Origin of the sequence: Flavobacterium shii, from assembly GCF_025847235.1 — a bacterium.
Classification (GTDB): Bacteria; Bacteroidota; Bacteroidia; order Flavobacteriales; family Flavobacteriaceae; genus Flavobacterium; species Flavobacterium shii.
This window is the reverse complement of the sequence record NZ_JAOZEW010000001.1, coordinates 140,570-154,302: the sequence shown is the minus strand read 5'-3', so window position 1 is coordinate 154,302 and position 13,733 is coordinate 140,570. Positions and strand designations below refer to the sequence as shown.

At 34.6% G+C, this 13,733-nt stretch carries 8 protein-coding genes; 3 read left to right on the top strand and 5 right to left on the bottom strand.

The genetic code is table 11. The features are described from left to right. Nucleotides 1-227: 227 nt before the first annotated feature. From OIU83_RS00690 to OIU83_RS00670, 5 genes are all read right to left on the bottom strand, one after another. Nucleotides 228-662, bottom strand: a complete 435-nt coding sequence (locus OIU83_RS00690) for a hypothetical protein (protein ID WP_264204360.1) — start codon at nucleotides 660-662, stop codon at nucleotides 228-230. A gap of 267 nt (nucleotides 663-929) precedes the next feature. Then, nucleotides 930-4,709, bottom strand: coding sequence for a phosphoribosylformylglycinamidine synthase (gene purL, locus OIU83_RS00685; RefSeq protein WP_264204620.1), 3,780 nt, complete (start codon nucleotides 4,707-4,709; stop codon nucleotides 930-932). A 263-nt stretch (nucleotides 4,710-4,972) separates the two neighbouring features. After that, entirely contained in the window at nucleotides 4,973-6,823 is a 1,851-nt protein-coding gene (locus OIU83_RS00680) for an endonuclease (RefSeq protein WP_264204359.1), read from the bottom strand. 329 nt (nucleotides 6,824-7,152) lie between these two features. Beyond that, nucleotides 7,153-8,649 carry a hypothetical protein gene (locus OIU83_RS00675; protein WP_264204358.1) on the bottom strand — a complete coding sequence of 499 codons (1,497 nt, stop codon included), beginning with the start codon at nucleotides 8,647-8,649 and terminating at the stop codon, nucleotides 7,153-7,155. A gap of 153 nt (nucleotides 8,650-8,802) precedes the next feature. Further along, the gene (locus OIU83_RS00670; RefSeq protein WP_264204357.1) at nucleotides 8,803-11,100 is read right to left on the bottom strand and encodes a leucine-rich repeat domain-containing protein; all 2,298 of its coding nucleotides are present in this window, start codon (nucleotides 11,098-11,100) and stop codon (nucleotides 8,803-8,805) included. Nucleotides 11,101-11,325: 225 nt separating this feature from the next. Between OIU83_RS00670 and OIU83_RS00665 the strand changes: the two genes are divergently transcribed. The 3 genes from OIU83_RS00665 to bshB1 all read left to right on the top strand — a co-directional run bounded on the left by OIU83_RS00665 (nucleotide 11,326) and on the right by bshB1 (nucleotide 13,696). Further along, nucleotides 11,326-11,754: a PaaI family thioesterase gene (locus OIU83_RS00665; RefSeq protein WP_264204356.1), complete on the top strand. Its 429-nt coding sequence runs from the start codon at nucleotides 11,326-11,328 to the stop codon at nucleotides 11,752-11,754. A 10-nt stretch (nucleotides 11,755-11,764) separates the two neighbouring features. Continuing rightward, nucleotides 11,765-12,835 (top strand): chorismate-binding protein, encoded by a 1,071-nt coding sequence (locus OIU83_RS00660; protein WP_264204355.1) that lies wholly within the window; start codon nucleotides 11,765-11,767, stop codon nucleotides 12,833-12,835. 144 nt (nucleotides 12,836-12,979) lie between these two features. Next, nucleotides 12,980-13,696 (top strand): bacillithiol biosynthesis deacetylase BshB1, encoded by a 717-nt coding sequence (gene bshB1 / locus OIU83_RS00655; RefSeq protein ID WP_264204354.1) that lies wholly within the window; start codon nucleotides 12,980-12,982, stop codon nucleotides 13,694-13,696. The last annotated feature ends 37 nt before the right edge of the window (nucleotides 13,697-13,733 follow it).

The window sequence follows — 13,733 nt, the reverse complement described above, 5'->3', positions numbered from 1 at the left end:
CTTTTTTTGAATAATGTAATTAAGGGAAGAAAAAAAGATTACAGATTTTAGATTGCTTTACCTGTTAGCACTTTCAGGCTTTGGTAATGATTTTTGATTTTAGATGTATGAAACCTCCAAAAAATGACAATCTTAATTATTTAACAACATCAAATCATAAATCTACAATCGTCAATCTACAATCTCTTAATCTTAATGTTTTCAATTTTTTAATGATTCAGAAGTTTTTATTTCTTTACTTCTTCAACATATTCTTTTACTCTTTCTCCCGATATGTACATTTTCTTTTTCATGAAGTGAATAGAGAATTGAGCATAAATCCATTCACTATCTTTATCATTGGTTTTATACCAAAGAGAATAAGAAGCACTATCAAATCCTTCTTTGAATATTGGAACTCCAATCTCGGAACATTCAAATCCCCAGGTTATATTTTTCTTTGTAAGATCTTCATATTGAAAAACTCCCGAGCCATTTGCATTTAATTGAACAATTGGTTCCTTTTTTCCTTCATATAAATAGATTCCTGTTACAGGATAGGAAATGGTTGTAGTAATGAAACGATCTTGTTTTTTTGCAGTGATTTTCTCTGTTTTAATTTGAGAATAAATGTTTGTTAAACAAAGAAAAAGGGTAATGAATAGTAGGTTTTTGATTTTCATCGAGATGTATTTAGGGATCAATATAATTTGTTTTCGGAGTATAATAAATCAGGATATTTTTTATACGGGAGGGCAAAACTAATAAAATCAGCTCAAAAAAAAAGATAAAATCAGCGTACTAATTTTATCTTTTTTATGTCAAAAATGGGAGGTCTTGAGAATTAACTTGTTGTGTTTTTTATGCCGATTTTTATGCATGAGACTTGTCTTACGTAATAAAAAAAAACTCATTCAGTTACGAATGAGTTTTTTAGTATGTTTAAAAAATTAGATTTTCTCAATCCATTTTCTTGCATTTACAAAAGCTTCATGCCAAGGAGAAACTTCGTCATTTCTGTCTTTTGGATAGTGCGCCCAGTTCCATTGGAAAGTCGAACGCTCAATGTGTGGCATCATAACCAAATGTCTTCCTGTTTTATCACACATCATAGCAGTGTTATAATCAGATCCATTTGGGTTTGCAGGATATCCTTCGTAAGCATATTTAGATACGATATTGTAATTTTCTTCGGCCAATGGTAAATTGAATTTTCCTTCTCCATGAGAAACCCAAACTCCAAGAGTACTTCCTGCAAGAGATGATAACATCACCGAGTTGTTTTCTTGTACTTTTACAGAAGTAAAGATACTTTCGTGTTTGTTACTTTCGTTATGTAATAATTTACCGTGAACTTCATGTTCTGGATTAATAACCTCTAATTCCATGAATAACTGACATCCATTACAAATTCCAACAGATAGAGTGTCTTCTCTTTTAAAGAATTTATCCAAAGCTGTTTTTGCTTTTTCGTTGTATAAGAATGCTCCAGCCCAACCTTTGGCAGAACCTAACACATCCGAGTTAGAGAATCCTCCAACAGCACCAATAAATTGAATATCTTCAAGCGTTTCACGACCAGAAATTAAATCTGTCATGTGAACATCTTTTACATCAAAACCAGCTAAGTACATAGCATTTGCCATTTCACGCTCAGAATTACTTCCTTTTTCACGAATAATAGCTGCTTTAGGTCTCTCGACTCCGCTCGAGATGACAGGAGCTTTACCAGTGAAATGAGCAGGGAAAGTATAGTTTAAAACTTGATTTTTGTAATTCTCGAAACGTGCCTGAGCTCTTCCGTTTTTAGATTGTTTTTGATCTAATAAATATGAAGTTTCAAACCAGATATCTCTGTAAGTTGGAATATCTAATTTATAATTTGCAAATTCTAAAGTTGCAGTTTCTTGAACCGAACCAATCTTGAAGAATTCGATATTGTTTGCATTTAATTTAGCTTCAACAGCTGCATCAGTTTTAGCTTGAAAAACAATTCCGATATTTTCTGCGAAAAGGATTTTCAATAAGTCTTTTTCTGCAAATGCAGAGAAATCAATTTTAGCTCCAAGGTTTACATCAGCAAAACATAATTCTAATAAAGTTGTGATTAAACCACCGCTTCCTATATCGTGTCCAGCAAGAATTTGGTCTTCGCCAATTAATTCCTGAATGGTATTAAATGCATTTTTGAAGAATGAAGCATCTCTAATTGTAGAAGTTTCATTTCCGATAGTGTTTCTGATTTGTGCAAAAGAAGAACCTCCTAATTTGTACGCATCTTGAGATAAATTGATATAATAAATAGAATCTCCGTTTTTCTGTAAAACTGGCTCAACTACTTTTTTAATGTCTGTACAATTTCCACCTGCCGAAATAATAACCGTTCCCGGCGCGATTACTTCATCATTTGGATATTTTTGTTTCATCGAAAGGGAGTCTTTTCCTGTTGGAATATTGATTCCTAATTCGATTGCAAAATCAGAACAACCTTTTACAGCGGCGTATAAACGAGCATCTTCGCCTTCGTTTTTACAAGCCCACATCCAGTTTGCAGATAATGAGATTCCTTTTAAACCATCTTTAATAGGAGCCCAAACAATGTTTGATAACGATTCTCCAATTGCATTTCTACTTCCTGCAACTGGATCAATTAAAGCAGCGATAGGAGCATGCCCGATAGATGTTGCAATTCCTTCTTTACCTAAATAATCTAATGCCATTACGCCAACATTATTTAATGGCAATTGTAATGGACCTGCATTTTGTTGTTTAGCTACTTTTCCGCCTACACAACGGTCTACTTTATTAGTCAACCAGTCTTTGGATGCAACAGCTTCCAGACGTAAAACATTTTGTAAATAGCTTTCGAAATCTGCAGCGTTGTAAACAACATCAGCATATTTTCTATCGATAGTTTTATCGGTCATTATAGTTTTAGGAGAACTTCCGAAGAAATCTTCTAAAGCGTAATCCATAGGTTTTAATCCAGTAGATTTTGATTGAAAAGTAAAACGGTGATCTCCCGTTACATCTCCAACCTGATACATTGGCGAACGCTCTCTGTCGGCGATTCTTTGCAAGATATCAATATCTTTTTGACCAATTACTAATCCCATTCTTTCTTGAGATTCGTTTCCGATAATTTCTTTAGCAGAAAGAGTTGGATCTCCAACAGGTAATTTATCTAAATCAATTAATCCACCAGTTTCTTCTACTAGTTCAGAAAGGCAGTTTAAGTGTCCTCCAGCTCCGTGATCATGGATAGATACAATTGGGTTGTTATCGCTTTCTACCAAACCACGTATTGCATTGGCAGCACGTTTTTGCATTTCTGGATTAGAACGTTGGATAGCATTTAATTCAATTCCTGAACCAAAAGCACCTGTATCTGCAGATGAAACTGCAGCTCCACCCATTCCGATTCTATAATTTTCTCCACCAAGAATAACAATTTTATCTCCTTCTTGGGGTTTCTTTTTTATGGCTTGATCTAATTTTCCGTAACCGATTCCTCCAGCTTGCATGATTACTTTATCGTAACCAATTTTGCGGTCGTTTTCTTCATGTTCAAAAGTTAAAACGGAACCAGTAATTAATGGCTGACCAAATTTATTCCCGAAATCTGATGCTCCGTTTGAAGCTTTTATCAAGATATCCATTGGAGTTTGGTATAACCATTTTCTTTCGTCCATAGCATTCTCCCACGGCCTGTCATCCTGAGCGGAGTCGAAGGATTTCAAACGAGAATATGAAGTCATGTAAACTGCTGTTCCTGCAAGTGGTAATGAACCTTGTCCTCCTGCAAGACGGTCACGAATTTCTCCTCCTGATCCTGTTGCAGCTCCATTAAAAGGTTCTACAGTTGTTGGGAAATTATGTGTTTCGGCTTTTAATGAAATAACCGAATCAAATTCTTTTATTTCGTAAAAGTCTGGTTTGTCTGCTGTTTTTGGAGCAAACTGTTGTACGCGTGGTCCTTTTACAAAAGCCACATTATCTTTGTAAGCCGAAACGATATCGTTAGGATTTTCCTGAGATGTTTTCTTGATTAATTTAAATAAAGACGTTTCTTTTTCTTCTCCGTCGATTACAAAAGTTCCGTTGAAAATTTTGTGACGACAGTGTTCTGAATTTGCTTGTGAGAAAGCAAAAATTTCTGAGTCGGTTAATTTACGTCCTAGTTTAACAGCTAGATTGTCTAGATAATCTACTTCTTCTTGGCTTAAAGCCAAACCTTCGGTTTTGTTGTAAGCTGCAATATCATCGATATCCAAAATTGCTTCTGGTTGTACGTTGATAGTGAAGATTTCTTGATTCAGTTCAGTATACTTTTGCGAAAGCATCGGGTCAAAATCTGAAAAATCAGCTATTGCCGGATAAAATTCTTCAATTCTGATGATGCCAGGAATACCCATATTCTGAGTAATCTCTACAGCATTTGTACTCCAAGGGGTAATCATAGTGGCACGAGGACCAACAAAAAAATCCGTCAGTACGGATTTTTCTATTTTATTGGAGTTGGCAAAAAGCCAGTTTAATTTTGAAATGTCTTGAGCCGAAATTTCGTTTTGCGTTTGTACTGCAAAAACAGTTTTGCTTTGGTTTTCAAAGAAATGAATCATTGTGTTGTGTAGTTTGTTGTATTTAGCTGCAAATTTAGTGTAAATAAATAGTAAGCGCAAATTTGAAAACGAACTCTTTAAAAAAAACTTGCAGTGATTTTTTTTCATCATAATATTGGGACGAACAACGGTAATGTCTAGAGGTACAGAGCTCTGCATTTTTTTGTATGGAAGGTTCTTTCGCAAAAACGTTTTTTTTAATCTTACAAAGGCGCAAAGTTTTTTTTCTCACGCAGATTTGACTGATTGAGCGGATTTAATTGATTGAGAATTATTAAATCTGTGTGAAAGATATGGCTATTTAATTTATTGTTAAAACAAAAAAAAAGCGACAACTTGCCGCTTTTAAATTATTGAGTATTAATCTTCATTTAGTTGATTATTATCTTTTTGATGAAGGTTTTTTCCTCTTTTGTTATTTTAACTACATATATTCCTTTTGCAAGATTGCTTACCAGTATTGAAGATTGCTTTGTATCTTCTTTTTCAAATACTTTTTGACCTGATATCGAAACTATTTCAATTGAGTAAGAAGCATCTGAATTATTGAAATTAATTGTAAAGTTACCATGAGATGGATTTGGATATAGCAGAATCATATTTGAATCCGATATCAAATCAGAGTTTGGTCGATTTAGATTGCGATTTCCTAAATTGTTGCAGGTATCTACACCAAATGAATCCCATTGTGCACTTAAGTTAAACGTAGTACTTGGGGAAGTTACAGTCGATTTTCTTCTTAAAGTTACATCGATAGCAAAGTTTGCGGCTCCTCCGTTAAAAGTTCCTATAATGTCGATAAGTACTCCATTTTTAAATAAACCTACTGGGTCATTTCCGTTAAAAGTAAGTTCAGCAGCATTTGTAGAAACGTTGGCAGAACCTGTAGCGTAACAACTTGACGCAATCAAGTTATTAACGATTGTAAATTTACTTCCGTTATTTAGAGTTCCGGTTAATGCAAGACCAGTACTCCATGCACCAGCTCCGTTTGTTTGTCTTTTTATAGTGTATCCAGACAAGTTAACCGCACTTCCTGTAGTATTCAAGATTTCTAATGCTTTATTATTTCCAGAACCCTCGATATATTCCGAGAATAATAAGTCGGTTGCAGTTCCTCCGCCAGTTCCTCCACTAGCATCGGTAGTAATGGTGATTGTATTGCTTAAAGCAGAAGTGTTTCCTGCAGCATCACTTGCGCTTACAGTGATATTGTAGCTAGTTGAAGCTGTTAAGCCTGTTATAGTACTAGTTAATCCTGTAGCTGTAGTTTTTAAAACGCCATTTGTATACACGTTATAACCTGTAACTCCTACATTATCTGTAGATGCTAACCAGCTTAGAGAAACAGAAGTTGCATTTTTTGCTGTACTTGCTAGACTTGCTGGCGCGGTTGGAGCTTGTGTATCGGCAGATGTGTTCCAGATTTTATTTACATATTCCGGATGATCGATATAAGGATTTCTATTATTCTGACGTGCGTAAATTGCATTATTTCTAGCAACTTCTCGGGCACTTACCGGATCTTGTGTATTCCAGGTCAAAAGAATATTCAAGAATGCAGCTGTAAATACTTTATTGCTTGAACCATCAAACATAGGATAAGAATAGCCAGCAACGGTATTCTCATAACGTGTTGCAAAGTAAAAATACATTCGGGCAATATCTCCTTTAAACTCGTTGATTGGTTCGAAAACTGTCCCTGAATATCCAGAAGTAGAATTAGCACCAAGTTTTCCTCCGTTTTTGGAGATGTAGGTTGGTGTATTTACAACTCCATGAGGATAATTAGATCTCATGCCATTTACTTTTCCATCGGTTGGAGTAATAAAATGGGCGTCGGCAACCATAGGCGATTTTTCACTAAATACAGATTGCGGAATTATATGTTCTCTATTGTAACAATCTCCTTCAACGGAATAATTACCACATCTTTGTGTTGCTCCCGGACTATAATTGTAAGGGTCTGCTCCGGTAGGATTCTCAGAATACATATCCAGGACAGTTCCATCATTTTCATAAAAATTGTCAATGTCAGATGTTTGATAAGTGGTATATAAACCCGCATATCCATTATCAGTATGACCTTTAATGATGTTGTATAATTGTGTTTTCAGGGTATAGCCTGTGCCAGTTGCGGTGCTGTAATATCCCGAAGGAATTTGTGCAAAACTTGCAATAGTAAAAAGAAACAGTAAGCAGGAAGAGTAGATTTTCTTCATAATTAATAATAGTTTAAGGTTAAAAATGGGGCTTATAAAACTGGTTCAAGAAATTGATCTTTAGTTGGTTAGTTTTATATCCAAACAAATCTACATATTTTTGGAATATGTTGCGTTAAGAGATGTTTAATTTATTGCAGCATTTTCTTACTCGTGATTGTTGTAATTATGAAAGGGGGTTAGGAGTGTAAGTTTTAAAAAAAAACGTAAGATTTAAAGTGTTTTTTAAAGTGCTATTTCTCTCGATATTGTCTTCCTTCGTCAGAAAGACAAGTTTGTGGTTGTATTGTCTATAAATTAGAGAATTTTTCTCGCTATCGACTTTATTTCTATTTTGGAAATGGCATACTTTGATATGCTCCCAAATCGGGTGGAGAAGTTCTTGTATTTCCTATAATATCCAATGGAATGATATACGCCTGATTTCCTTTTGCGAAAGCGCTAGAATTAGTATCGATATTAAACTTGTTCTGAGAAGCATTATAGAATTTAGGATCTTGATTTAGTATGATTCCGTTATAATGTTGCGTATCGGTAGTAAACTGATAATTTGGGTTAGTGCTGGAACTGCTATATTTTATTAAGCAATTATTAAATTGATATACAAACGTGGCATTGGTGCTTTTTTCCAGAGACAGTTCGTTTGTGTTTGATCCATAAACGATACAATTGTTAAATGTTGCTTGAGTTAAGTCTTTGGTTTCAGGAGTTGCACCAGCCAAAGAATTACTTATGGTAACAGTAGTTTGTTGAGAAGTTTGCCAATTGTTATAAAAAGTACAATGTGTAAATTCATAATTTCCACCGTATAAGCAGGCCAAACTTGATAATCCGGCACGATTTATTACAATGTTTTCTCCTTTTATTTTTGCATTTTGAGCAAGAATTCCATGATTTACCGAGTTGTAAATTTGGGTGTTTTTAATGTTAACAATCGTTTGGTCATGGTTTTCTATAAATAAACCAGTGGTTGCATTTTTAATTGTTAAATGGTTAATAGAATTATTTGTGCTTCCGTTGGCAAGCCAGATAGTTCCCCATTGTCCTGGAACATCTGAGTATAAGGGTTCTAAACGGTCTCCTTCGAAAATAACTTCTTTCTCTAAATTTTTTGTTGATGAAACAGCGCCATTAATATTGATACTCGCATTTTTACTCACCAAAAGTCCTGAATTTGTATGAAAATGAACTCTTGATCCAGCATCAAACGTTGCCGTTTTTCCTTCGGGAACTGCTGCGTAACCATATATTACATATGGTTTTTGATTTGTAAATTGTAATTCATTTTCTTCTAAGTAAAAACCTGCTACTTCTTTACCATCAATAGGTAATGTTTCGATTGTTCCGTCTGAGAATTTTTTTGGATATAAAAATGTAGCATCCTGAATAAGTGTTACTAATTCTACGTTTTGAAGATTTGCGCCACTATCAAATTGGATTTGGTCGGTGTATAAAAAATCGATTGGATTAGCATCGGCAATGGCGGCGGTAGTTTCTATGAAAATATACATGCTATCTTTGGCCAAAAGAGTTACATCACTAAAGATTTTACCTTCGGTTCCATGCATTCCATCAACAGTCATTCGGTATTTAGAACTTAATCCTTTTCCTAATTTGATTGTTGGAATTGTAATGTCTTTTTTACTTTGATTGTAGACTTTAAGTTGGTACGTACTAGAACCAATATTTGCGAAAACAGTGTCCAGATACACGGTGTCTTTTGAGAAAGCTAAATCTCCTGTACTGGCAACGGTTTCAAAATCACTTCGGCATGAACTTGTAGCTAAAAGTATTCCGATAGTAAATAGTAAAAAAAAAGTACGCATTTGAATAGAATTTATGTAAAAATAACAAAAAACTAGTACGTATCACGTGAGATTAAACAATTTTCAAATTCTCTAATTTTAAAAAAGAGCTATCAGTTCTTTACTTGAACCGATAGCTCTTTTTTTTGGGTAAGAGCAAAGTTTCTAAATCTACTACTGTTTAATTATTTTAACCAATTTCTTTTCGGTCTGTAATAGATATATGCCTTGAGCATAAGCCGATAAGTCAATCGTATTGCTTTGCATATTTAGGAGTTGTTTACCTTGTAAATTATACACTTTTACAACTGGAATATGACCGTTAGCGGTTTCAATATGAACCGATCCTGTGGTTGGGTTAGGATATACTTGGATGTTAACAGTGTTTTGAGTATAATCATTTAAACCTAAAGTACTTCCCTGAATTCTTGTAAAATCTTTCCAGGCTGTGGCTGATTTGTATGCTGGTACTGTTCCATTTGGTACATTTAGTATGCAATTCGATTTATCTACTGTCCAAAAAGTATAGGTAGCGCAAGTGGCAGGAATAAAACCTAAGACATTTATTTGCATCAAACCACTACAGTATCCGAAAGCAGTATCTCCGATGCTGGATATATTAGAAGGAATAGTTATGCTAGTAATGCCAGTACAATTTAAGAAAGCAGATGCACCAATGCTAGTTACAGCATCAGGAATAGTTACTTTGGTGATGGCTATGCAACCTGAGAAAGCAGATGCTCGAATACTGGTTACAGCATCAGGAATAGTTATGTTAGTAAGGGCTCTACAACCTGAGAAAGTAGATTCACTGACGCTGGTTACAGCAGCAGGAATAGTTACGCGAGTAATGGCTGTACAACCTGCGAAAGCAGAGGCACCAATATTTACTATCGAATTAGGAAAAACCACCTCATCAGTAGTAGCTATGATTTTTTTCAAAGAATTATCAGAAGCTTTTTTATCGGTTGCTTTAGTGGTGTATATTATTGAGGTTAATTCAGTACAATTTTCAAAAGCATAATTTCCGATATGGGTTATTCCATCTTCTAAAACAACTTGTTTGATGTTGGTATTCCCATTCCAAGGAGAAGATTCACTTGTGTAATCTGGCATAGCCCCTGAGCCTTTAATAGTAAGAATGTTGTCAATGATGGACCAAGTTAAGGGGCCTTCTGTTCCGCTTTGTGCAAAAATATCAAATTTAACATTCCAAAGATATTTCCATCCGGTTGCTGCTTTGTAAACAGCTTTACGATTGTTGGGGAAATGAAACGTGCAATTATTATTAGCTACGCCTCCAACAAATGTTTCAGGAGTACAAGTAGCTGGAGTAAATCCAGGGACATATACCTGCGCTATTTTACTACAATAATCAAAAACTTTCTCTCCCATACTCGTTACGGAAGCAGGAATCGTTATTATTGAGGATATATTAGAGCAATTTGCAAATGCATTACTTTCTATACTTGTTACGGAATTAGGAATGTTCATTGAGGTTAATGCTGTACATCCCTTAAAAGCACTATTTTCAATACTTTTTACAGAATTAGGAATATCTATTGAGGCTAATGCTGTACATTCTTCAAAAGCATTATTTCCAATTCTCGTTATCGAATTAGGAAGAGTTACCGATGTTAGATTGGTGCAATGCGAAAAAGTAAATTCTAAAATTTCGGTTACCAGACCAGGAATCGTTATTGAAGTTAATTTATAGCAAGAAAGAAAAGCATAATTTCCAATACTGGTTACTGCAGCAGGAATTATTATTGAGGCTAGGTTAGGGCAATGTGCAAAAGCAGCACTTCCAATACTCGTCACTGTAGACGGAATCGTTACTGATGTTAATGCATCGCATTGAAAAAAAACATTTGCTTCAATACGGGTTAATGCATTAGGAAGAGTTACAGAGGTCAATTTAGAACATGCCCAAAAAGCATATTGTCCAATGCTGGTTACTGAATTAGGGATGTTAATTGAAGTTAATCCAGTACAATTTTGAAATGCACCTGCTCCAATGCTGGTTACCGAATTAGGGATTTCTATTGAAGTTATGCTGGTGCAATAACCAAAAGTACCATGTCCAATGCTGGTTACCGAATTAGGAATGTTTATTGAAGGTAAATTTGTACAGTGAGAAAAAGCATTGTTTCCAATTTGGGTTACCGTATTAGGAATACTTATTGAGGTTAGCTTAGCTAAGTTATAAAAAGCTTCATTGCCAATAGAGCTAACCCCAGGTTTTATAATAACGGAAGTAATTATAGGCTTATACAGTGTAGTGTTATAATTATTAGACCAAGGTGGAGCAACTGTATCATTATTATAAGTATAATCAGGCATAGCACCTATACCGCTAATGGTGAGAACTCCGTTGATGATTTCCCAATCCAAGTTTCCTGTCCTCCCATATTGTGCAAAACTGTTTAATGACAGTAGGCAAGCTATAATAAAAAAGTAAAGTTTTTTCATAGTTTAATCTGATTGTTTTGGTTGTTAGTGTTTTTTAAAATCAGATAAATATAGAGGATTAAATGGTATTAAGAAATTTAAAAATGTAATTTTTAAGGAATGTTGCGAATGTCCATTTATAACAATTAGTATAAAGTTTACATCCTAGTATTCTAACGAGTAATTCGGGTCTAAACTAATTATTTCTGACATCTTTTTTATATTTTTACGCATAAAACAAAGTACATGACATTCGATAAAGATAAAACCCTTCAATTTTGCAATCAGTTTTCTAAAAATACTTTGATGGAAACGCTAAAAATTGAATATATAGATGCCGGAGAAGATTTTTTAGTAGCCAGAATGCCAGTAAATCCAGCGGTTCACCAACCAATGGGATTATTACACGGAGGTGCATCTGTAGCACTTGCAGAAAGTGTAGGTAGTGCAGCATCATTCTTTTTTATAAATCCTGAATTACAAGAAGTACGCGGAATAGAAATTTCGGCAAATCATTTAAAGAGTATTCGTGAGGGTTTTGTTTACGGGACAGCACGAATTATTCATAAAGGTAGAAGTTTGCATCTTTGGGAAATTAGGATTACTGATGAAGAAGGGAATTTGGTTTCATTGTGTAAATTGACCAACATGGTTTTGGACAGACAAAAAAAGTAATCCAGAAAGCATGAATCAATTTTTTTCTAAAATTAAAAGCCATAAAGAGCAAGATTTGCCTTTTGTGCTTTATAATAAACCAAACTCGGACGCAATTATCGCTTTGTTACAACATAATAATACGTTGCATAAGGTTGTTGATTATAAAGAAAAGGGATTTGTATTTGCTTCTTTTGATAAAAAACAAATTGTGCTTATTCCTGAAAATGAATCTGAAATTTGTACTAGTACATTAGAACGGAAATCGGTAAGTTTATTAGATACTGGGGATTTACATATCGATGTAGAAGCCAAAAAACAATTCGAAACATTAGTTGCAAGTGGAGTTAAGGCGATTGAAAATGATGAGTTCAAAAAAGTTGTTTTATCGCGTAGTGAAATTGTTTCTTTAAACGATTTTGATTTTATCGAAACTTTTCAAAATCTGGCAAGTTTGTATCCGTCAACATTTGTGTATTGCTTTTTTCATCCCGAAGTAGGTTTTTGGATGGGAGCAACGCCGGAACAATTGCTTAAAGCAAATGGGAATATTTTTGAAACAACTGCTTTGGCAGGAACTCAAAAAGCCGCATCGGCATCAGATGTTATTTGGCAGCAAAAAGAAAAAGACGAGCAACAATATGTTACCGACTTTATTGTAAAAAGATTACAGGACGTAGCTTCTTCTGTTGAGGTTACGGAACCATATAGTACCAATGCTGGAAGTATCTGGCATATAAAAACGGATATTTCGGGTGCTTTAAATACCGATTCTAGTTTAGATGAGGTAATCGATTTATTGCATCCAACACCAGCAGTTTGTGGTTATCCTAAAAAGAAATCGAGAGCATTTATCTTGGAAAACGAAAATTACGATAGAACTTTTTATACTGGTTTCCTTGGCGAATTAAATAGTAGTTTCGCTTCTGACTCTATAAGCTCTGATTTATTTGTAAATTTACGAAGCATGCAAATACGTAATGCTGAAGCAGTTTTATACATGGGATGCGGAATCACAAAAGAAAGTATTCCCGAAAACGAGTGGGAGGAAAGTGTGAATAAATCAATGACGATGAAAAGAGTCTTGGAGAAAAGAGAATAGAATAAAGAGAATAGAATAAAGAGAATAGAATAAAGAGAATAGAATAAAGAGAATAGAATAAAGAGAATAGAATAAAGAGAATAGAGAAGTTTACAGTTTTAATGTTCACGGAATATTGCAACTGGTACTTAAATATAAAAAAATATGAAATTAGATATATTAGCTTTTGGTGCACATCCGGATGATGTGGAATTAGGTTGCGCAGGAACGATTTTAAAAGAAGTTTCTCTAGGGAAAAAAGTAGGGATTGTCGATTTGACCCGAGGAGAATTAGGAACGCGCGGTTCTGCTGAACTTAGAGATCAGGAGGCAGCAGCTGCGGCAAACATATTAGGCGTTTCTGTACGCGAGAATTTAGCAATGCGTGATGGTTTTTTTGTAAATGACGAAGCGCATCAATTAGAGGTCATAAAAATGATCCGTAAGTACAAACCAGAGATTGTATTGTGTAATGCAATCGATGATCGTCATATTGATCATGGAAAAGGAAGTAAATTAGTTTCGGATGCGTGTTTCTTGTCTGGTTTGATGAAAATAGAAACTACACTTGATGGAGAACAACAAACAGCATGGCGTCCTAAGGTTGTTTATCATTATATTCAATGGAAAAATATAGAGCCGGACTTCGTTGTAGACATTACAGGATTCACAGAAAAGAAAATCGAATCTATTTTGGCATATGGTTCGCAATTTTATGATGCCAATTCCAAAGAACCTGCTACTCCGATTACAAGTAAAAACTTTCTTGAAAGTCTAAATTACCGTGCGCAAGACTTAGGAAGGTTAGTTGGGGTAGATTTTGCTGAAGGTTTCACTATTGAAAGATGTTTGGCTGTCAATAGTTTAGGAAATTTGATGTAAAAAAGATGAAAATTTTTCATTTTTTTCTTTGCAGAAG